The sequence below is a fragment of the Metabacillus dongyingensis genome (genome assembly GCF_019933155.2).
GTDB lineage: Bacteria > Bacillota > Bacilli > Bacillales > Bacillaceae > Bacillus_P > Bacillus_P dongyingensis.
Map to the genome: position 1 here is coordinate 4,634,718 of NZ_CP082944.1, position 21,554 is coordinate 4,656,271.

General features: G+C 41.1%; 23 protein-coding genes. All 23 read right to left on the reverse strand.

Features of this window, described 5'->3' with window-relative positions:
• Positions 1-64: 64 nt before the first annotated feature.
• Complete coding sequence (locus tag K8L98_RS22980) at positions 65-400, reverse strand: swarming motility protein SwrAA (protein WP_275976770.1); 336 nt, start codon at positions 398-400, stop codon at positions 65-67.
• A 282-nt stretch (positions 401-682) separates the two neighbouring features.
• Positions 683-2,146, reverse strand: coding sequence for a S41 family peptidase (locus tag K8L98_RS22985; RefSeq protein WP_223438398.1), 1,464 nt, complete (start codon positions 2,144-2,146; stop codon positions 683-685).
• Positions 2,147-2,319: 173 nt separating this feature from the next.
• Positions 2,320-3,666, reverse strand: a complete 1,347-nt coding sequence (locus K8L98_RS22990; protein ID WP_223438399.1) for a murein hydrolase activator EnvC family protein — start codon at positions 3,664-3,666, stop codon at positions 2,320-2,322.
• 67 nt (positions 3,667-3,733) lie between these two features.
• Entirely contained in the window at positions 3,734-4,624 is an 891-nt protein-coding gene (ftsX, locus tag K8L98_RS22995) for a permease-like cell division protein FtsX (protein WP_223438400.1), read from the reverse strand.
• Positions 4,617-5,303 carry a cell division ATP-binding protein FtsE gene (gene ftsE, locus K8L98_RS23000; RefSeq protein WP_223438401.1) on the reverse strand — a complete coding sequence of 229 codons (687 nt, stop codon included), beginning with the start codon at positions 5,301-5,303 and terminating at the stop codon, positions 4,617-4,619. Before ftsE ends, ftsX begins: the two co-directional genes overlap by 8 nt.
• Before the next feature lie 435 nt (positions 5,304-5,738).
• Positions 5,739-6,071: a cytochrome c551 gene (gene cccB / locus K8L98_RS23005; protein ID WP_223438403.1), complete on the reverse strand. Its 333-nt coding sequence runs from the start codon at positions 6,069-6,071 to the stop codon at positions 5,739-5,741.
• Between the two features lie 53 nt (positions 6,072-6,124).
• Entirely contained in the window at positions 6,125-6,991 is an 867-nt protein-coding gene (locus K8L98_RS23010; RefSeq protein ID WP_223438405.1) for a YitT family protein, read from the reverse strand.
• Between the two features lie 372 nt (positions 6,992-7,363).
• Positions 7,364-8,465 (reverse strand): peptide chain release factor 2 gene (gene prfB, locus K8L98_RS23015; protein ID WP_223438407.1). Its coding sequence is split into 2 segments (ribosomal slippage): positions 7,364-8,392 and positions 8,394-8,465, totalling 1,101 coding nucleotides; the frame shifts between segments, so codons are not numbered across the junction.
• Between the two features lie 57 nt (positions 8,466-8,522).
• Positions 8,523-11,033, reverse strand: a complete 2,511-nt coding sequence (secA, locus tag K8L98_RS23020) for a preprotein translocase subunit SecA (protein ID WP_223438409.1) — start codon at positions 11,031-11,033, stop codon at positions 8,523-8,525.
• Between the two features lie 239 nt (positions 11,034-11,272).
• Entirely contained in the window at positions 11,273-11,578 is a 306-nt protein-coding gene (locus K8L98_RS23025; RefSeq protein WP_223438412.1) for a DUF4282 domain-containing protein, read from the reverse strand.
• 142 nt (positions 11,579-11,720) lie between these two features.
• Positions 11,721-12,293: a ribosome hibernation-promoting factor, HPF/YfiA family gene (hpf, locus tag K8L98_RS23030; protein ID WP_223438414.1), complete on the reverse strand. Its 573-nt coding sequence runs from the start codon at positions 12,291-12,293 to the stop codon at positions 11,721-11,723.
• Between the two features lie 207 nt (positions 12,294-12,500).
• Positions 12,501-12,911: a DUF8042 domain-containing protein gene (locus tag K8L98_RS23035; protein ID WP_476703493.1), complete on the reverse strand. Its 411-nt coding sequence runs from the start codon at positions 12,909-12,911 to the stop codon at positions 12,501-12,503.
• Positions 12,883-13,233, reverse strand: a complete 351-nt coding sequence (gene fliT / locus K8L98_RS23040) for a flagellar protein FliT (RefSeq protein WP_223438419.1) — start codon at positions 13,231-13,233, stop codon at positions 12,883-12,885. Before fliT ends, K8L98_RS23035 begins: the two co-directional genes overlap by 29 nt.
• Positions 13,233-13,634, reverse strand: coding sequence for a flagellar export chaperone FliS (gene fliS / locus K8L98_RS23045; RefSeq protein ID WP_223438421.1), 402 nt, complete (start codon positions 13,632-13,634; stop codon positions 13,233-13,235). Before fliS ends, fliT begins: the two co-directional genes overlap by 1 nt.
• Positions 13,635-13,651: 17 nt before the next feature.
• The gene (gene fliD / locus K8L98_RS23050) at positions 13,652-15,430 is read right to left on the reverse strand and encodes a flagellar filament capping protein FliD (protein WP_223438424.1); all 1,779 of its coding nucleotides are present in this window, start codon (positions 15,428-15,430) and stop codon (positions 13,652-13,654) included.
• A gap of 14 nt (positions 15,431-15,444) precedes the next feature.
• Complete coding sequence (gene flaG / locus K8L98_RS23055) at positions 15,445-15,777, reverse strand: flagellar protein FlaG (protein ID WP_223438426.1); 333 nt, start codon at positions 15,775-15,777, stop codon at positions 15,445-15,447.
• Positions 15,778-16,296: 519 nt separating this feature from the next.
• Positions 16,297-17,154, reverse strand: coding sequence for a flagellin Hag (gene hag / locus K8L98_RS23060; RefSeq protein ID WP_223438430.1), 858 nt, complete (start codon positions 17,152-17,154; stop codon positions 16,297-16,299).
• Between the two features lie 182 nt (positions 17,155-17,336).
• On the reverse strand, positions 17,337-17,561 hold the full coding sequence (gene csrA / locus K8L98_RS23065) for a carbon storage regulator CsrA (protein ID WP_223438431.1): 225 nt from the start codon (positions 17,559-17,561) through the stop codon (positions 17,337-17,339).
• Positions 17,561-17,989: a flagellar assembly protein FliW gene (gene fliW, locus K8L98_RS23070; RefSeq protein WP_223438432.1), complete on the reverse strand. Its 429-nt coding sequence runs from the start codon at positions 17,987-17,989 to the stop codon at positions 17,561-17,563. The genes csrA and fliW overlap by 1 nt, the downstream gene beginning before the upstream one ends.
• Before the next feature lie 27 nt (positions 17,990-18,016).
• Complete coding sequence (locus K8L98_RS23075; protein ID WP_223438434.1) at positions 18,017-18,586, reverse strand: DUF6470 family protein; 570 nt, start codon at positions 18,584-18,586, stop codon at positions 18,017-18,019.
• Positions 18,587-18,628: 42 nt separating this feature from the next.
• The gene (flgL, locus tag K8L98_RS23080) at positions 18,629-19,510 is read right to left on the reverse strand and encodes a flagellar hook-associated protein FlgL (protein ID WP_223438436.1); all 882 of its coding nucleotides are present in this window, start codon (positions 19,508-19,510) and stop codon (positions 18,629-18,631) included.
• Positions 19,511-19,520: 10 nt separating this feature from the next.
• Positions 19,521-21,041, reverse strand: coding sequence for a flagellar hook-associated protein FlgK (flgK, locus tag K8L98_RS23085; RefSeq protein WP_223438437.1), 1,521 nt, complete (start codon positions 21,039-21,041; stop codon positions 19,521-19,523).
• Positions 21,042-21,059: 18 nt separating this feature from the next.
• Complete coding sequence (locus K8L98_RS23090; protein WP_223438439.1) at positions 21,060-21,539, reverse strand: flagellar protein FlgN; 480 nt, start codon at positions 21,537-21,539, stop codon at positions 21,060-21,062.
• Positions 21,540-21,554: the final 15 nt, after the last annotated feature.

Consider the following 21,554-nt stretch of genomic DNA (forward strand, 5'->3'; position numbering starts at 1 on the left):
CACTTAGTAAGTAAACGATTAATGCTATTTTATCAGATATAGTATAGGATGAATATCACCGAGTTTACTTTAATTTGCTCCAAAGATGCAAATTCGAAAGTGAAAAATCAAGGAGTGAGTCGTCTACTTTTATATCCAGCACTTCTTCAATCAGCTGCATAGACCGTTTTATATCCGTGAGGTTTAACGAAAGACGCTTGTAGTTCTCCGTTAAATAGTGAAAGTATTCTTGAATGCAAACTTTATCGATTTCCTGCAGTCTCTTAACGTCTGTGTAGTTTGCCAAGTACATGCAGAACAGCTGAACCCATTTGCTGACCTTCGCATGTGAGGAATTTGCAGTTTGTAGTCTTTCTTTAAATTCTTCTGTCAACTGTCGATAAGTTTGTTCTCTCATCACACTTGCCCTTTTTTTCAATTGATCTCCCCATCTTTCTGTTTTTAGAGTGTGTTGTAGAACAGTACTTCCATCGTAAAACTAATATCCCGATTAATCAACTAGCTAAAGTTTCATTTTTTTGTGCGCGAAAAGTCTGTACTAATTATAAAAATACGGAAATTCTTTCTGATTTTCGTCGTTATTCTTACAAAAAATCTAAAAATCATCCTAAATGTAGTTATTTTGTTAGAAAATTCCATAAAAATAGAGCCAGCTCCCTAGTTTGCAAGCCGGCTCTACTATTTATCTGGATAAAGTTTCAATTGCTTTCTCAAGCTGAAGATCATGTTTTCCATTTAAACGCTGCTCAGAAACCTTTTGATTAATGGCCTCTGCCGTTTGAACATCAATATTTCCAGTAGCGGAAAGCTTGTTTTTCTTTTGGAAATCCTTGACGGCTACAGCCATTTTCTTCCCAAAATATCCATCTTCTCGTCCTGGGTCATAGCCTAATCCTTTTAAAAGAATCTGCGCTATTTTGATTTGCTCATCATTCATATCAACAGCGAGCGGTTTTTCCAGCTGAATCGGTGCAGTAACAAGGTGCTTAGGCTGTGAAACTTTGATTGTTGGTTCAACACCTTTTTTATGGATCCAATTGCCTTCAGGTGTCAGCCATTTATAAAGAGTCAGCTTGATGTTGCTTCCGTCGCCCATAGGAACTGCCTGCTGAACAGTGCCTTTTCCAAAAGAGGTCTCTCCAATAATCTCATACTGGCCGGCTTCCTTTAAAGCTCCTGCCAGAATTTCAGAAGCAGATGCACTTCCTTTATCAATCAGGACTGTAACAGGATAGTCTTTTTTCTCAGTCAAATTGGAGAAATAGCGTTTCTTATCGCCGTTGCGCTCTTCAATTTGAATATATGGCTGATCCTTGGTCACAAATTGTTTCAGAATTTCTTCTACACTTTGCAAATACCCGCCAGGATTTCCGCGAACATCGAGGACCAGTCCTTTAATGTTTTTTTGCTCAAGCTTTGTTAATTCCTCTGTGAAATCGTTAGCTGTATCTTCCGAGAAAGAGGTGATTTCAATATAGCCATATTTCGATTTCCCTTTTGTTTTAACAGAACTGAATACCGTTTCAATCGGAATTTCGTCCCGTGTCACTTCAAAGCTCAGTTTTTCTTTTGAACCGTTCCGCAGCACTTCAATTTTAACCTTTGTTCCTTTTTTTCCGCGGATTTTAAGAACGGTATCGTTGAGGTCGCCCCCGGCGACAGATTCACCATCAATGGTAATGACCTGATCATTCGGCTGCAGACCTGCTTTTTCTGCAGGTGAATTTTTAAATGGAGAGACGATAATGATTTTGCCGCCATCCATTCCCACTTCTGCACCGATGCCTTCAAAAGAAGAATCAAGACTATCGGAAAATTGTTTGGCTGTTTCTTTATCCATATAGACAGAATAAGGATCATCGAGAGTGGTCAGCATGCCTTGAATTGCTCCTTCAAGCAGCTCCTCCTCGTCAACTTCCTCAACATATTTGCTCGAGATTAACTCATAAGCCTGTTTCACTTTTTCGAGTCCTTCTACTTCTTGATCCCGATCTTGCTTTAATACATCAGTCACAGCAGGAACGGCAAGCTCTTCTGCTTTTGTATCCTGCTGATCATGTTCCATAAACTGCATGCCGGCGTACATGCCGCCCGCACCCAGTGCCATTGAGAGAGTCATCATAAGAGCTGTGACTTTTTGCTTCATCTTGTTCCTCCTTCTAAAGGTTAACTTCGTTATGTAGGACCTGAACTTTACAAATAAACTCGTATCTCTAGTATATGTGAAAAAAGGATAAATCATGTAGGACAAGATGATTTATCTAAAAAATACAGGAACGTAAAAAAACCCTAAAACATGAAGTTTTAGGGTTTTGGCTATTATTGTAAGAACTGCATTGGGTTAACTGGGTTTTTCCAAGCACCATCGTGAATTTCGAAATGAAGATGCTTGCCTGTTGAACGGCCAGTGTTACCCATGAAGCCAAGCTGCTGACCTTTGCTGACAGATTGTCCGCTGCTTACATGGCGCGCTTCTAAATGTGCATAAACAGTTGTGTAAACTTTACCGTCGATGTTATGTGAAATGAAAACGCAGTTTCCATAGCTGCTTGAGTAGTATGAACGTATAACAGTTCCTGCTGCTGCTGCCACAACTGGTACATTGCTTGCTGCGTTTGCAATATCAATACCAGCGTGCAATTTACCCCAGCGATGGCCATATCCTGATGTAAATGTACCTTGTGCAGGCCACATGAACTTGCCGCCAGTTACTGCCGGTGCAGGTGCTGGTTCCGGTTCAGGAGCAGGTGCTGATGATTCATTTGAAGAACTGTTTGATGAAGCTGCTGCTGGCTTACTAGCCGCTGCTTTTGCTGCTGCCGCTTGTGCATCAGCTTCCTGCTTAGCACGGGCAGCTGCTTCTGCAGCTTCGCGTTTGCGCTGTTCTTCTGCTTGTTTTTGACGTTCCATTTCTTTTTGAATAGCTGCTTCCTGCTCTTTTAAGAATGCTGATTCATCTTCTAATTCATAGATCGCTGCTTCTGTTTCCTGATGCTGTGCTTTAACTTGCTCAATTAATTTGCCTTTTTCTGCTGCTTGCTGTTTTAACTGCAGTTTTAATGCTTCTAACTCAGTTAAAGCTGTTTCAAGCTTCTGAAGCTGGCTACTTAGTTCTGCTTCACTTTGCTCTAGAAGTTTTTTGTCTTCCTCGTGGGCTTTGATAATTTCTTTATCTGCTTCGACAATCGTTGTTACAGCACTTACGCGTGTAACAAGGTCACCGAAATCCTGAGCACCTAGTAGCACATCTAAATAGCTTACTACACCGCCGCTCTCCTGTAGAGAACGTACACGGTCCTCTAGAAGTAGATTACGCTTTTTAATACGCTCTTTCACTTCTGCAATCTGAACCTTTAATTCTTCAATCTTTTGTTTCGTTTCATCGATTTCAGCTTGACGCTCACGGATTTTCTCATTTGTATCCGCTGTTTGCTTATCAAGTTTTTCAATCTCGTTATTTAAGCTTTTCTCTTTTTCTTCAAGCTTTGATAACTCGCCTTGCTTTTCTTGGATGTTTGAATCTACGCCTGAACGCTCATTTTGAATATCTGCTTTTTTCTTTTCAAGATCAGCGTTTGCATAAGCCTTTTCTTGGGTAATTGGAATAATAACAGAGCTTGTCCCTATTATAACAGCCAACCCAAGTGATAAGATTTTCTTTCTCACTCTCTAGTTCCTCCCTTTATCTATCATCCTCTGAACGAGGAAACCAGCAATCTATCAGATTGCCAGTTTATACTCTTAAGAACTTTCGGACAGACATTAAACTTCCCCACACTCCGATTAATCCGCCTATTAAGATCAGAATAGCTGATACTTGGAAGACGAATGGACTAAACGGAAGTAATTGAACAAATGAACCTGCAACTTTCGGTTCAACCCATGTATATAAATAGTTGTACGTAGCCATTACGAGCACAATCGGAATAATTGATCCCATAATTCCAAGCATTAAACCTTCAAGGAAAAACGGCCAGCGGATAAACCAATTTGTTGCACCTACTAGTTTCATAATCTCTATTTCATGCCTTCTGGCAAAAATCGTAATTTTAATTGTATTTGAGATAAGGAACATGGCTGTAAAGACTAATCCGATGATTAATCCGATGCCGATATTTCTTGAGATTTCAACAAAATTGAATAGTTTTTCTACTTCTTCTTTACCATACAGAACTTTATAAGCTCCAGTAAATCCCTCAATCCTCTTCGCAATTTGAGGGGTTTCACGCGGATCTTCCGTTTTGATCACAATAACATCATTCAAAGGATTGTTCTGTTCAAAAAGCTGATAAGATTTCCCTTGTTCTCCCATGCTGCTGATCAGGTTATCAAGTTCTTTTTCCTTTGGTGACAGTTTTGCTGTTTTAATTCCGCTGAGGTTATCAATCTTGGTCCTCAGCTGCTTTTGTTCCTCCGGAGTGCTTGTCACATCTACCAGCACCCGTATTTCAACGTCCTCTTCAACCTTAGAAGCAAAGTTGTTTAAGTTCATCATAATAACCAGGAACGTTCCGACAAGGATTAAAGTGACAGTTACGGCACTGACTGACGCAAATGTCATCCAGGCATTACGGCTTAAGCTTTTTAACGTTTCTTTGAAGTGACGCCCAAGGGTTCTAATCATAAATCCCATACTCCCCTCTAGCCTCGTCACGCACAATCTTTCCATCTTCGATCGCGATGACTCGTTTTTTCATGGTGTTTACTATCTCACGGTTGTGTGTAGCCATCACAACAGTCGTTCCTCGATTGTTGATTTCCTCAAAGATGCTCATAATCTCCCAAGATGTATCGGGGTCAAGATTTCCTGTCGGCTCATCAGCGATGACAACCCCAGGATTGTTAATAATTGACCGCGCAATCGAAACGCGCTGCTGTTCTCCTCCTGATAACTCATTAGGGAAAAATCTAGCCTTATGCTTGAGCTGAACAAGGTCTAAAACGTCCAGCACTCTCTTTTTGATAATTCTAGGATTCTCTCCAATAACTTCAAGAGCAAATGCAATGTTTTCAAAAACAGTTAACTTAGGCAAAAGTTTAAAGTCCTGGAAAACAACGCCGATGCTTCTTCTTAAATATGGAACTTTCTTTTCCCGCAATTTAGCAAGATTTATTCCATTGATCACGATTTTGCCGTCTGTTGGTCTTTCTTCACGGTACATCATTTTAATAAATGTTGATTTACCAGCACCGCTCGGACCGACAACATAAACAAATTCGCCCTGATCTATTTTTACATTTATTCCATTAATGGCAAGAACGCCATTTGAATACGTTTTAAAAACGTCTGTCATTTCGATCATATTTTTATCACCCAAAGCTGTTTATTTTGTAGATTACGTGGTGTCCGCTGGTTCGTATTGTATTTAAGAGAGTGTCTCGGAATATGTATCCAATATTTTCATATATTAATAAGATTACCCACAAAAAATATTATAACATCAAAGTTCGGCAAAAATAGACTTAAAAATATTACAGTTTCATTTCAACGTCGTAAATTGTAGAATTTTATCGATTTACAATTATTTATGGTTCCATTGTTGGAGATATTGGAAACGCTTTAATCTAAATATTAGAACTTTCTGACTAAAAAGACAATCTTTTATTAGGAATTAAATAATGGTAAATTTTTCTGAGTGTCGAAAGGTTTTACTTGCGGATTGGATAGAATTAGGTTAAATGAGCGGGGATGAAAATAGGAAAACCAGCCTTGTCTTTCAGGCTGGCTTTTATAGAAGCTACTTCTTCTGCGCAAGCCATTCTGCTACTACAGCTGCGTCTGTTTCATTAATAAGACCTGCAGGCATTCCGCCCTGACCTTTGTTAATGATGCTTTCAATTTTATCTTCATCATATTTACCGCCTACTTTTTCCAGGCTAGGTGCAGCCCCGCCGCCTTCAAGATTTTGTCCATGACAGCTGATGCAGTTTTGCTGTACGATTTCTTCAGCTTTTGCCGTATCCTTAGTTCCTGAATCTTCTTTGGGCTCTTCTCCGGCATTATCTCCGCCTCCGCATGCAGCGAGCGCAAGTGATGTTCCAAATAATAGTGCGAATAGTTTTGTTTTCATTGCCAAAATCCTCCTCAAATAAGGATATAAAATACATTTCTATTATATCCTATCTACGCCCGCTTGAAACCTTCGCCGAGTACATCAGAAGCATCCATTACAACGACAAATGCAGACGTATCAATGCTTTTTACGAGTTGTTTCAATTTGGTGAATTCTGTTTGATCAACCACACACATTAAAATCGGCCGCTCATTGTCCGTATAGCCTCCGAAGGCAGATAATTTGGTCACTCCCCTGTCAATTTCACTCAGAATTGCCTTTCTGACTTCTTCTTCTTGATTGGTAATGATCATCGTCATCTTAGAACGTCCAAGTCCAACTTGAACGATATCAATGGTTTTGCTGGTCACATAAAGGCCTACAAGTGCATATAGACCGCGTTCTATATCAAAAACAAAAGTTGCCATCAGCACGATCAGTCCATCTATTAAAGCTACACATGTACCAAGAGAGAGTCCTGTGAACTTATGGATAATCTGTGCCGCAAGATCTGTCCCGCCTGTTGAAGCTTTTCCGCGAAAAACAAGACCGAGACCAAGACCTACGCCGATTCCGCCGAAAATGGCTCCAAGCAAAGGATCTGTCGTTGCAGGCTCCATTTCTTTTGTTAAAAAGACTACAAAAGGAAGGAAAATGGTTCCTATTAACGTTTTTAAACCAAATTGCTTTCCAAGGAGCAGAACTCCTGCGATAAATAAAGGAATGTTGAAGGCCCACTGAACATACGCAGGTTCAAATCCAAATAAGAAATCTGTAATAGTACTGATGCCGCTGACTCCGCCAGATGCAATGCGGTTAGGCAGGAGAAACAAATTAAAGGCAATGGCAACGATTCCAGAACCAAGCAAAATAAACAAATATGAAGTGATCTTTTCTAAAGCCGGATTGTAAGTACGAGTGCGTTTACGCTGAAACATGCTGTATCCTCCATCTATGAAAACACTTGTTTTTTGACATAACCTTTCAGAGTATAGCACCCGTCTGAACAAGCTGTAAATAACAGTGTAATAACGTGCTAAAGAGGTAAAGGGGCTGAGGTTAGTTTTTGCTAATAATGATGGATTTAGCCATATTTGGTTTTGAAACTTTTTTCTGTGATAAATATTCGTTATAAAACTGCTTTAAATCGTGCTTACTTTCCAAAGTAGAGAAAATATTGTCCAAAATGACTCTATTACTTGCGGGAATTAATAAAATACTTGCGGTTATAAACGCTTTACTGTCTTTTGTGCATTTTTCTCCTAAAAATAAAAAACAGCTGCCCTCAAAAGGACAGCCGTAATAACTTTTTATGAAAGTTTAGAACGCAAGTATGCATCAATAAATGGATCTAAATCGCCGTCCATGACGCCTTGAACGTTTCCGCTCTCTGTACTTGTGCGGTGATCTTTTACAAGAGAGTACGGGTGGAATACATAAGAACGGATTTGAGATCCCCAGCCGATTTCTTTTTGCTCGCCGCGGATTTCGTCAAGCTCTGCCTGCTGTTCATCAAGCTTCAGCTGATAGAGCTTCGCTTGAAGCATTTTCATCGCTCTCTCACGGTTTTTGATCTGTGAGCGCTCTGTTTGGCATGTTACAACCGTATTGGTTGGAATATGAGTGATACGGACAGCGGAGTCAGTTGTATTGATATGCTGACCGCCGGCACCGCTCGCACGGTACGTATCAATTTTCAGGTCCTCTGTGCGGATATCAATGTCGATTTCATCATTGAATTCAGGCATAACTTCACATGATACAAACGATGTATGACGGCGGCCCGAGGCATCGAATGGTGAAATACGGACAAGACGATGTACACCTTTTTCAGCTTTCAAGTAACCGTATGCGTTATGTCCTTTGAATAGAAGCGTGACGCTCTTAATACCGGCTTCGTCTCCAGGAAGGTAATCAAGGGTTTCAACCTTGAAGCCTTTCTTTTCGCCCCAGCGAGTATACATGCGGAGCAGCATGGAACCCCAGTCCTGGGACTCCGTGCCGCCAGCTCCTGGATGAAGCTCAAGAATCGCATTATTTTTATCATGAGGCTCGCTTAATAGAAGCTGAAGCTCAAATTCGTTCATAGCCGCAGTCAGTTCAACGACTTCATTTTCAAGCTCAGCGTGAAGCTCAGCGTCTGGCTCTTCTTTTAAAAGCTCATGCGTCACTTCAAGATTCTCATGTGTTTCGTTCATTTCATTGAATTGGTTGACCGCTTCTTTTAAAGCATTGCTTTCATTAATCACGGCCTGTGCTTCACTTTGGCTGTCCCAAAAATTCGGATGGGACATCATTTCATCTAGCTCATCAATACGAGCCTGTTTGTGGTCGAGGTCAAAGAGACCCCCTAAAAGCCGCTAATTTCTTAGCCATTTTTTCAAGTTCGTTCCGGATATCTGATAATTCCATCATAATTCTCCTCTAAAATGGGGTAAAGAGAGGTGACTGACACCTCTCTTTCCTGATTTACTTACCGCAGCAGTTTTTGTATTTTTTGCCGCTTCCGCAAACACATGCTTCATTTCGGCCAATTTCCATCTGCTTTTTAACAGGTTTTTTCTTAGGCGCCTCGTCTCCCTCTTTCGGGTGAACGGCCTCCTGTGGTTTTGCAACTTCCTCGCGCTCAAGGTTGTTGCGGATTTCTGCTTTCATGATATATTTTGCAGCATCTTCTTCAATCGATGCAATCATGTTTTCAAACATCGCAAAGCCTTCCATTTGATACTCGCGAAGCGGATCTGTCTGTCCATATGCGCGAAGGTGAATACCTTGACGCAATTGATCCATTGCATCAATATGATCCATCCATTTCGTATCAACCGCTCGAAGCAGGATTACTTTTTCGAATTCGCGCATCTGCTCTTCGCCGAACGCTTCTTCTTTTTCGCTGTAGCGTGCTTTTGTTTTCTCTAACACAAGTTCAGTGATTTCTTCCGATTCTTTCCCTTTGAAATCATTCACCGTAAAGGTACCCTCTTCAAGAAGATTGGCATGGAGATAATCAAGCAATCCTTCAAGATTCCATTCCTCAGGAAGCTCGTCCTTAGGAGTGTACATGGCAACCACGCGCTCAACTGTTGATGTAACCATGCTTTCTACGATGCTGCGAAGATTTTCTGAATCGATGACATCAAAGCGCTGCTTGTAAATGACTTCACGCTGCTGACGAAGCACATCGTCATATTGCAGAAGCTGTTTACGTGCATCAAAGTTATTGCCCTCAACACGTTTTTGCGCAGATTCAACCGCACGGGTAACAATTTTACTTTGAATCGGCTGTGAATCATCCATTCCGAGACGATCCATCATTGCCATCATATTCTCAGAACCGAAGCGTCTCATTAATTCATCTTCCATTGAAAGGTAGAACTGAGTCACACCAGGGTCTCCCTGACGGCCTGAACGTCCGCGGAGCTGATTATCAATACGGCGGGATTCGTGGCGCTCTGTACCGATAACAGCTAAACCGCCAAGCTCTATAACACCAGGTCCAAGCTTGATATCCGTACCGCGTCCGGCCATGTTAGTTGCGATTGTAACGGAACCTTGGTGACCGGCATTTTCGATGATTTCAGCTTCCCGCTCATGGTTCTTCGCATTCAGAACGTTATGCGGAACGCCTTTTTTCTTCAAAAGCTTTGAAATAAGCTCTGACGTTTCAACAGCAACCGTACCAACCAATACTGGCTGACCGGCAAAGTAACGCGTCGTTACATCATCCACAACTGCTTTGAACTTGCCTTCCATTGAACGGTACACAAGGTCAGCGCGGTCATCACGGACAACATCACGGTTAGTAGGGATCGCAACAACCTGCATGTTGTAAATGTTGCGGAATTCCTCTTCTTCCGTTTTCGCTGTACCCGTCATACCAGAAAGCTTCTCGTACATGCGGAAGTAGTTCTGGAACGTAATCGTTGCAAGCGTCATGCTTTCATTTTGAATCTCAAGACCTTCTTTTGCCTCAATTGCCTGGTGAAGACCATCGCTGTAGCGGCGGCCCTTCATTAAACGGCCTGTAAACTGGTCAACGATGACAACCTGACCTTCTTCAACAACGTAGTCAACATCATTGTGCATTACCACATGTGCTCTTAATGCCATATTAATATGATGATTTAATGAAACATGTGTAAGATCAAAAAGGTTTTCAATATGGAATGCTTTTTCAGCTTTAGACATACCGTCTTCTGTCAGCTGAACACCTTTTGTTTTTTCATCAAACGTATAATCCTCGTCACGTTTAAGAGAACGCACAAAACCGTTTGCCTGCACATAAAGCATCGTTGACTTTGCAGCAGAACCGGAGATGATCAGCGGCGTACGCGCTTCGTCAATTAAGATGGAGTCAACTTCATCGATTACAGCATAGTGAAGCGGACGCTGAACCATCTGCTCTTTGTAAAGCACCATGTTATCGCGCAAGTAGTCAAATCCTAATTCATTATTAGTAGAATAAGTTACATCAGCGGCATAAGCAGCGCGCTTTTCTTCTTTTGAAAGGCCGTTCGTATTTAAGCCTACTGTTAATCCAAGAAACTCATACAGCTTGCCCATTTCAACAGCATCACGGCTTGCCAAGTATTCATTGACTGTTACAACATGAACGCCTTTTCCGGAAAGAGCATTCAGATAAACAGGCATGGTGGACGTCAGCGTCTTACCTTCCCCTGTTTTCATCTCAGAGATATTGCCCTCATGAAGCGCGATGCCCCCCATAAGCTGAACAGGATAAGGGTATAAGCCAAGAACACGCTTTGCAGCTTCGCGGACTACAGCAAAAGATTCAGTCAAAAGGTCATCGACGCTCTCACCTTTTGCAATGCGGCCTTTAAACTCCTGTGTTTTCGCCTTTAGATCTTCATCAGAAAGCTTTTCCATGTCTGATGATAAAGACTCTATTTGATTAGCCATTTTTTCATATTTATTTAATGCACGTTTGTTAAAATCAAACACCTTATTTAAGATTCCAAGCATTTTATACGCTCCTCTGTCTAATGAAGTGCCATACATGAAGATACTGTAATATCGGAATGTATTTCACATCTCACTGTATCTTTTTATGCATTTCAAAACTAAATTCTATTTTACCATATTTTAAATAATATCAACAGTTTATCCTTATTCAAAGCCAAAAACCCCTTTTGAAGGAGGATTCTGATAAATAACAAAAAAGCCCAAGCTGACATGCTCAGGCTTCTTCTCTATGTATGAAATTATAGAGTTTCACTTGACGAGACACTGCTTTTTCCCTTTAATGAAACATTCTTTGTTATATCCTGCAGAGCCTCATTCATTTTAAATATGACAATTAACAGCTCGCAATAAATTCGGATAACAAAAGGACCAAGCAAGATCATAAATAACCCTGCAAATATTTGAGCGCCGCCTCCGTATATGGCATTAGCCCCGCTAATAATCGAAACAAACCCTGCAATGACACTAATGGCTGATCCCACATAAAAAATAACAGAGATAATAGTAGGCGTAATCATTTTATTAAATTTTAAAAAATCCTGCATTCAGACATCTCCTCCTTTCCATATGTATATGACCATAGGACCACTAAATATGAGCTGCGGAAAGGAAAGTTGTAAAAATATAGAAATACAAACAATAAAAACGCAGCCCGCTCATAGAACGGACTGCATTGGTTTATTGGTATTATTCAGTTGGTTCGATAATCGCATATTTGCCGTCTTTGCGCTGATAAACCACATTCGTAGAATTCGTTTCAGCATTTGTGAAAACGAAAAAGTTATGGCCAAGCATGTTCATTTGAAGGATCGCTTCCTCACTGTCCATTGGCTTTAAGTTAAAGCGCTTTGTGCGGACAACTTCGATGGAGTCATCTTCTTCCTGAACCGGCGGCTGAGCTTGTTCACCCTCTGCCTCAACTGCCCCATTTGTAAACATGAATTTCGCTGAACCCTGCTCGCGCAATTTTCGGTTTACTTTCGTTTTATGTTTACGGATTTGACGCTCAAGCTTGTTTGTCACAAGATCGATGGCAGCGTACATATCCTCATTGTATTCCTCAGCACGCAACACTAAATTGGTCATTGGAATCGTTACTTCAATCTTTGATTCTTGATCATTGTAGAATTTTAAATTTACATTTACGTTTGCATCGATTGAATCCTCAAAATAGCGTTCTAGCTTGCCGATTTTCTTCTCGACATACTCTCTTAAAGCTGGAGTTACCTCAATGTTTTCGCCTCTGACGTTATAATTCAAAATGAACTCCTCCTTTTGTTAAGGATATGTAAACCTATTTCTCTCTTTCCCTCTAGTATTCCTGCTCAAACGTTAAAATAATGTTAAAACTATGTGAAATTTGTTGAAGATTGCGGCTGAATGACTGCCGGAGAAGGATGAGAATAGAATATGACAGTTAATCTTTATTTATGCTATAGAAAAAATCCCATCCGGATGCAGATGAGATTAATGAAGCAGGTATGGCAATAGGTATGCCTGAACCTCATTTTTCCATTGGATGAATAATACGGAAAGCTCATCTTTTATATAGATCTGAAAAGAAAGAGTATCGTCCTTATTCAATGTAAACGGCTTCAATTCGCCGATGATCTGATCAAATAAGAGAATTTGATTTTGGAGATGCTCATTATCTCCTGCCAGGTGGAACATGCCGGAATGAGTGGTATCAATTTGAATGAACGCATCAACAAGATCATCCATGATACGCTCGCCTTCTGTGTACTCCATGGATTCAAAGCTCTGAATCAAATCATATATATCCTCCTCAATACAATTAAGCAGCTCATTATAGGAATAAAAGAGCTCATATTCCCTTTGAGTGAGGGATTTATTTGCGTTTATCATAGTACATGCCATCGACTGATGCGTTCTGATAAGGATTGATGTATTTTTGATTCGATGCTTTTTGAATTTTGAGCTGGGTAATATCGTTTTTAATTTCCTGCTTCAGCAGATTCAGCTTGTCATGAATAATGGCGTTCCATTCGGTAATTTCTTTGCCAAGCTGTTTTTCCTCACGATTGTACGGAGGCTTGAGCTGGTTGATCAGACTGTCACGCTGCTCAATCCAATCCTGGATGTTAACGATGTGGCTGTCCCTCATGTCTTTATCTGGTGCACCGTTTACCTCTGACAGTAATTGCTTTGTAAGCTGGTGCAGTTTGTTTACTGCACTCACTAGACTTGACCGCCTTGTCCGAACTGCTGCTTTCGGGCCGATTGAATCACTTGCTTCCAAGTATCACGAAACTCTGTTACATACTCTTCCACCTCAGCAAGAATAACCAAGTCATTTGAAATATTGGCTTCTACTAAACGGCGATTCATATATTCATACATCGACATCATCGATTCAGATACGGCAGCTTCAGGATTTAATGTAATCATCAGTTCCTGAATAATCCGCTGTGCTTTTTGAAGATTGAGGTTTTTCTCTTGCGTTTTTTTCTGCTGAATTGCCTGGCGTGCTTGCTTGATAAACTTTAGACATCCATTATAAAGCATCAGCGTTAATTCGCCCGGTGAAGCAGTACTCACAGAATTTTGCTGATACGCTTGATAAGGGTTGTTAAGTGCCATTTCTCATTACTCCTTTATTAACCGAATTGCTGCATAAGATAATTCATTTGATCGTTTGAACGCTGAATGGCTTTTTCCATCGCCGTGAACTGTGCCCAATAGCGGTTTTCTACTTGGGTTAAGCGGTCTTCAAACCGGTCGATTTGAGAGTCAATGGAGGATAGGTTCCTGCCGATTGTAAACTGCTGGCTAGTGGAACTGGACGTTCCAGCCCTGGCATTCAGCTTGTCCATCGTTGTTTTTAAGTTGTTATAAAGGTTTGTGATAATCCCTTTTTCACTGCTTGTCGGCCCGTTGCTAGTGAAGAGCTTTTCAACACCTTCAGGATTTTCTTCAATCGCTTTTTTCAGCTTCGCTTCATCGATGATTAACTTGCCGCCTTCACGGTAGTTCGAAGTTGTCGAGATGCCAATGTTAGACAAATGAGTGAATGACGAGCCGGTTGCTGCAGATAGAGTGGAATAAAAATCTGTACGCATTTGGCTTAGTGCACCTGTGAGGATTGAGTCTCTTCTGAGCAGTCCGCTTTGCGCTTTTTCATCCCATTGTTCCTGCTGTTTATCAGTTAGAGATTCGCGCTCTTCATCAGACAGCGGCTGATAATCACGGTAGCGTGTTTCATCTGTTTTGGCCTGAATTTTTGCGATTGTTTCATTATATAAGGTCACGAACTTTTTAATGTTGTCAAAGACTGCGTTCGTATCGTTTGTGACGTTTACTGATACTGCAGGGTCTGTTGCTGCGAATGTGTCTTTTAAAGTGAAAGTGACTCCGCTCATTTCGAAAGTGTTGGAGGTACGTTCAGTTGATAGGCCGTTGATCGTGAATTTTGCGTTTTGGCCTCCAGTTTCCGTTCCAGAACCAAATCCCAGCACATTATTCAGGAAACCAGCTGAAGTAATGATTTCATTACCAGCCGTGTTAAAGTCACCCGTTTCTTTTCTAGTAAGCGTAATTTTATCTGAAAAAGAATCGTATAAAGCGGTGACACCAAGTTCAGATGAATTGATTTTATTAAAAACGGTATTTAATGATTCTGTACCCTGTATAAGAAAATTTTCTTTTATTTGCCCTTTGGATGTGTGTGTTTGCATATCAAAGGACATATAATTGTCTGTACTGTCTATTACATACTCTACTTTTATAGTGCTTCCTTTTTTGATCGACTCGCCGAATGTAAGAGTCCCGTCACTATCAATCTTTGCTTCTCCAGCCTGCGGTGTTCCTGTTACAAGCGTAAAAGTTTTTCCATCTGCTTTTATGACCGCATCTTTATCGAAGTTTTTCAGAACCTCTCCGGTCTCTAATTTGAGATTAAACGTGCTTCCATCTGCATCAGCGGTAATCGTCTGATTTTTCACGGTACCTGTCTGCCAGTTGAAATTCTGGTTCGCGAAAGAATCTTTCATTTCGTAAAGTGACTTCGACGGATCAACCTTTGATCCATCTGCTGAAATCGCACCTGCATTTACCTTAGTCGCTGCTGTCGCAAGCTGTTCTACCTTTGAAATGCTGTAAGAAGATGTGCTCGCCGAACTAGTAGCAGCGGCTGTCACTTTATCAGAATTCGAACTGTTCGTTGCACGTGCACGGTAGTTGCCGGAGAGCTTCATATCAAACGTCGCATTGCGGAATGCAAACAGCAGGCTGTTCATTTCACGATAGCCGTCCCGCTGCCATTCAAGCGTTTGTTTATTTTGCTTTAATTTATCAAGCGGCATTCTCTCTGCTTTCATTAGATCGGCAACAAGCGAATCAATGTCCATTCCGCTTGCCAAACCACCTATTCGAACCATGCTGAATCACCTCTCTAGATTTTTTTGTCGACAACAAAGCCTAGAAACTCAGTCATCGCTGCGTATAGATCGAGCATTTTTTTTGATGGGATTTCCCGTACGATTTCTCTTGTTTGATTGTCTACAACAGTTACATAATATTCATTCAGTTTCTCATGCAGCTGAAACTGAATATGCGTGTTAGCTGGCTGAAGAAAATCATTAATGCCGTTAACGACTTTTTCTAATTCTTCTTTTGGAAATGCGGGTATGCTTTCTTCTTTTTTATATTCTGGAAGTTTAATAGGTTTCGTGTCGATTTCTGAGATGCGCGGACCGGGCTGGGATGACATTTTATCGATCATCATGGTGGGTCGCTCCTTGGGATTTATGTTCTAATGGTTATATCGGTTGTACATATAGGTTTTTGAAGTCTTAAAGTTTAAATTCAGTTTAAATATTGAATAGCTGAATATAAAAAAAGACCCTAGCATGGCTAGAGTCTTTCATCCAATTAACGAAGTAATTGAAGAACACCTTGTGGTTGTTGGTTGGCTTGCTTTGCCGCTACGCCTTTCGGTCATAGAATAGACTATATCTTCACCCTTAACTACTATGGGGCTGGGCACTTCGAACAGCTTTCACTGCCCTACGAGATTCATAGTCATAGCTTCTCGCCTTAGACCGTATTCTCTAGTCGTTGAACCTTCTCCAGAGTTTCCTCCCAGGAGCTTGGCTGCTGATTATCCATTGTTCATCTTCATCATTTTCAAACCTTTACGCCTGTCGTTTCCAACTACGCTGTGGTTGATGAAGCTTTAGGAAGTTCCAGCAATTCACCCAGTGATACTCCAGTTCGTTACCAAACTGGACGCCCTTCTAATCAATTATCTCAGAAGTTGTAAAACTCCTTGAGGCATTTGATTGGATTGAGCCAGCATTGCTTGTGCTGCTTGAGAAAGAATAGAATTCTTTGTTTGGTTCATCATTTCTTTCGCCATGTCAACGTCACGCACACGAGACTCTGCGGCAGTTAAGTTTTCAGAAGATGTGTTTAGATTGTTGATTGCATAATCTAAACGGTTCTGATAAGAACCTAAATTAGATCTTTCAGCAGAAACAGTTTTAATTGCGTCATTGATTGTTGTAATTGCAGCTGTTGCAACTGCTGCTGTTGAAGAGATATCAATAGCAGTTGCTGCTTCGTCATCACCAGTAGCGATAGATAAACCAGTTCCACCAGTCATATCTGCAACAGTAAGTGTAATTTGCTGATCTTCATTAGCACCCACTTGGAAAGTAAAAGCACCAGTTCCTCCTGGTCCACCTTTACCAGTTAATAAATCTTGACCATTAAATTGGGTATCTTTTGCAATTCGATTTATATCTTTTGCTAATTGGTTAGCTTCATCTTGAATTGCAGTACGGTCTTCAGTTGTATTTGTATCATTTGAACCCTGTACAGCTAATTCACGCATACGTTGAAGCATAGAATGAGTTTCATTTAATGCTCCTTCAGCTGTTTGAATTAATGAAATACCATCTTGTGCATTGCGAGATGCTTGATCTAATCCTCGGATTTGACCTCTCATTTTTTCAGATATTGACAGACCAGCTGCATCATCCCCTGCACGGTTGATACGCATGCCGGAAGATAATTTTTCCATAGATTTTGACTGTGCACCAGAAGCACTGTTCAACTGACGGTAAGTATTAAGAGCCGCAATATTATGATTAATTCTCATTTTGAAATTTCCTCCTTGAAATAATTGTAGTAATCCACATCCATGTGAATTCTTATATACTCACAGTCGCAACGGTCGGCCGCCTGTTGGTTCTGCTTGTTACACTACTTATATCGACATGATCAGGAGTTGTTTTATAGTATTTAGAAAATATTTCATAAAAAAACCTTAAGCGAATGTGCTTAAGGTTTTCTGTTCTTTAATTGAGCAAGCATATCTAGTGAAACTTCTGCTGCTTTGTTATTTTCCTCTTGAATGGAAAGATAGATTTCTTTGCGGTGGATATCAACATTTTTAGGAGCGCTAATACCGATTTTCACTTGGTCGCCAGCGATAGAGATTACCGTGATTTCAATATCATCGCCAATTTGAATGGCTTCTCCAGTTTTCCTTGTTAAAACAAGCATTATGCTCCCTCCCATAGACGATGTTTAGTTGTATGTGCTGTCTTGTTAAGGATAAGCTGCTTGCCCAATCTTTTTCCTTTATTTAAAATCAACGGACCTTGTAAATTCGCTGTTGAGTTTGTAAACGGGTCACTGACTGTTAAAATAACATACACTTCGACATCATTCGGAGATTCTATCATTAATAGATATTTTGTTGATTCATCCAAATCAAATTCATAGTCTTTGAAAAAGAAAAAGGGACTTGTGACGACAAATGCGGTGTTTTGCGATTGAATGGATTGAAGAATAAAGAAGGAAGAACCTTCTTCAAGCGGCAGCAAGATAAAGTTCTTCTCATTAACAAATCCTGGAATCCCATGTTCGAAGGTAATTTTTTGCGCTTCATCAATTGTAATTTCTCCATGATATTTCGTTTGAATTAACATGCTTCACATTCCTTTGTTTAAAGTCTATTAAATCTTTTTGTCGATTGAAACGAAGTCTATTTTCAGCTGGTTTCTCTCAGCGAGTGCAACTTTGACCTCTCCAGCTTTATAATCCATGATCGGCTTGTTGATTTTGCTCTCAATGATCGGAGCATTTCTCTGCACATCGATTTTTACATCTGCAGGCTGATAGTCAAGCTTGACGCTGAAATGAGATGGGATAAATCCGATGTTGAATTGCTTGATTTCGCGTTCGCTGTTTTTTTTCGTCTGGGCAGTCAGAGGTTTACCGCCGTTTTCGATCCGCATCTGTTCATCACCTTGCTGAATGCGTCTTGCAATGCCGGAAAGAACGTCTTGGCGACCTTGATCCGCTGCTTCTGCTATTCGCTTTGAAATATGCTTTAAATCAACATCTTCCCTGGCTTTTGTTTGATTAATTGTTAGCTTGCCTGGCGTTGTATGAATGGACAGCTCTGCTTTAGGCTGCTGGATAGACAGGTCCGCTTTAGGCTGCTGAATTTCAAGTGAAGCATTGACCGTTTCTAGCCCTAGTTTAGCGAATCTGCTTTCTATCCTTATTTGAGGAATGTTCATATATTTTCCCCCTAGTAAAAAAGCTACCTTATAAAAGATAGCTTATCTTAAAAAATCCATTAATGTCGGCTGAATGATTCTTGCGCCGACAGATAACGCAGCGCGATGGATACTTTCTTGTGCAGTTAAATCCATGATGACCTTCTCTAAATCAGCATCTTCGTTCTCAGATAGAATTCGTGTTGAAACAATCTCTTGTTTTCCAACTCGATCTTCAATAAGCTCCAGGCGATTGTATCTGGCTCCGAGTTCTGCACGTTCCGCTGACATGGAGTCCATTTTACCGTCAAGGTCAGAAAGCAATCCGTCTAATTCAGATGCGTCACCTGAACTTAATGCCTTTTCAATCGAACCCATCACCGCAAATAAGTCCTCGCTGAAAACATTGTCAGAATTTATATTCGCTTTCAATTGAACACCCTTAGAAACCTCAATTTCAAATGATGATTTATCAATGTTTACTGATACTGTTCCATCAGCGTTAAGAGTAACAGGCGCTTCTTTCGTCTGCGTCCCATTAAAAATATAATTCCCTGCCACCTGGGTATTTGCAGAACCAACTAAATCTTCCTTCAGCTGCTTAATCTCTGCACCTATAGCTTTTAGATCCTCTGGGCCGTTCGTTCCATTACTGGCCTGAACCATCAGCTCACGTACCCGCTGAAGAACTTGTGTGCCCTGTTCTATTCCGGCTTCAGAGTTTTCCATCCATTGATAGGCCTCAGAAATGTTGCGCTGATATTGTTCGACTTCGGTTAAGTTCGTGCGATAGTGCATTCCCTTCATTGCGACAACTGGATCATCAGATGGTCGGTTGATTTTTTTGCCGGTTGCGAGCTGATCCTGGTAGGTGCCCATTTTTTCGTAGCTTTTGCTTAGGTTGCGGAGCGAGCTGCCTGCGAGCATGCTTTGAGTTACGCGCATAATTGTTCACCTACCTTCTTAGTCCGTTAATAATTGTATCGAGCATTTCATCCTGCAATGAAATCATTTTTGCTGAAGCATTATATGCGTGCTGGAATTGGATCATGTTTGTCATCTCTTCATCCAATGAAACGGCGCTGACAGATTGACGGCGCTGGTCAACTGCAGAACGGAGCACATCACTGTTGCTAGCCAGACGGTTTGCTTCTTGTGCGTCAACTGCCATGCCTCCTATTAAGCTTTCATAGAAATCCTGGATGGTTGTCGTTTTCCCGCCGATTGTGAAGGTTTGATTTTTTACTTCTGAAAGCGCAAGCGCATTTTTCCCATCACCTATATTGCCGTTTGAAGATGCGGCAATATTATCAGTTGAGTCTATGATAGATTGATGAAGGGTTAACATAGACGCTGCATCTTTAGGCGGATCTGTCAGGTTAGTAAAATCAAAAAACGGTGTACTGTTTGCTCCATTTTCTTCAATCCGCTTGATGCTGTACCCCGCTTCCTGAACTTTGTTCACTTCTGTCGCAAAGCTGTATGCCAATTCATCAAGCTGTCCGAGCATATCCGGATACAATCCATTTGCGGAACTGTCTGAATTGTACCCATAAGAATCAATCAAACTGCGGATTTCCCCGACACTGCTAAAATCCTTTATATTTATAGCATTTGTTCCTATCGAAACCGAATCTACTAATCCATTATCAGTAGAAAAACCAACGCTGATTTCATTGACAGATTTACTCTTGCCATCAACTAAAGTTCCAAGAGATTTACCGCTCGCATCCATGATTTCAATTGTGACAGAGCCTTCTGCGATAGAAAGTGAGTTTCCGCCGCTTTTTTCGTTTGAAATCTTGATGTTTGCAAGGCCTGAAAGCTGATCGAGAAGACGATCACGCTCATCGTACAGATCGTTTGCCAAGTAGCCATGCGGTTCGATTTCAGAGATTTGTTTATTGATGCTGTTAATTTGGTTTGCAAGTGAGTTAATCTCTTTTGTCGATACCTCTAATTCACTTTTCAGTTCTCCTTGAACAGCTTTAAGTGAAGTCGATAAGTACTGAAACGTTTCTGCTACTGCAGCCCCGCGTTCACGGACAACCGCACGTGCCCCTGCATTTGCAGGATTTAATGCGAGATCCTGCATGGACTGCCAGAAGCGGTCAAAGCTTTTGGAAAGACCCGTTTCAGATGGCTCATTCATGATTTCTTCCATTTTTAATAGAGAATCAGCACGGGAATCCCAGTAGCCTACTTTGTTATTTTCGTAGCGGAATTGTATATCGAGAAAGCTGTCTCTAACCCGTTCAATTGTTCCCGCTTCAACGCCTGTTCCAATTTGGCCCGGAAATTCAGGGCGGTTCATGGATGGTGCAGGGTATGCCTCAGTCTGCACAAAATTAACACGCTGTCTTGTGTAGCCGGGCGTGTTGGCGTTTGCAATATTGTGTCCAGTTGTGTTTAAGGCGCTTTGCTGTGTAAACATTCCTCTTTTTGCGATTTCAAGACCAGAAAAAGTCGAGCGCATGGTTCATTCCTCCGAGCATTAGGCTTTTGAATCAAATAAAGATCTTCGTTTCGGTGCTGAAGCCGTTCCGCCGGGAGGCTTGTAGGCTGGAGATTGTTCCTTTGGCATCAGCATGTCCATTGATAAGGAGACAAACTGCAGGGCCTGGATGGTAAGCTGCTGATTCAGCTTGTTCGCGTGTTTCAGCTTCTCCATTACTTCTGTTAATGACTGAAAAAGATCTGAGAATTTTTCTTTATCTGCTCCCGCTGCTTTTTCTATGCATGCCGATAAAGTTAAGTCATCTTCCCGGTTTAAATAAGCCGAAGCAAGGTCGATCCGTTCATTTTCCACTTGCTTAATGGCATGTACATAGATTTGTTCCTGCTTGAGTGTTTGCTGCAACACAGTCAGGTTTTCTGTTTTCAAGGCTTCTGTTTTTGTTTGCGCTAATTGGTATAGCTGCCGATTCAGCCCGAGCAGCTTCTCAAGCTTTAGAATTAATGACTGTGCTGACACTGCAAGTCCTCCCGA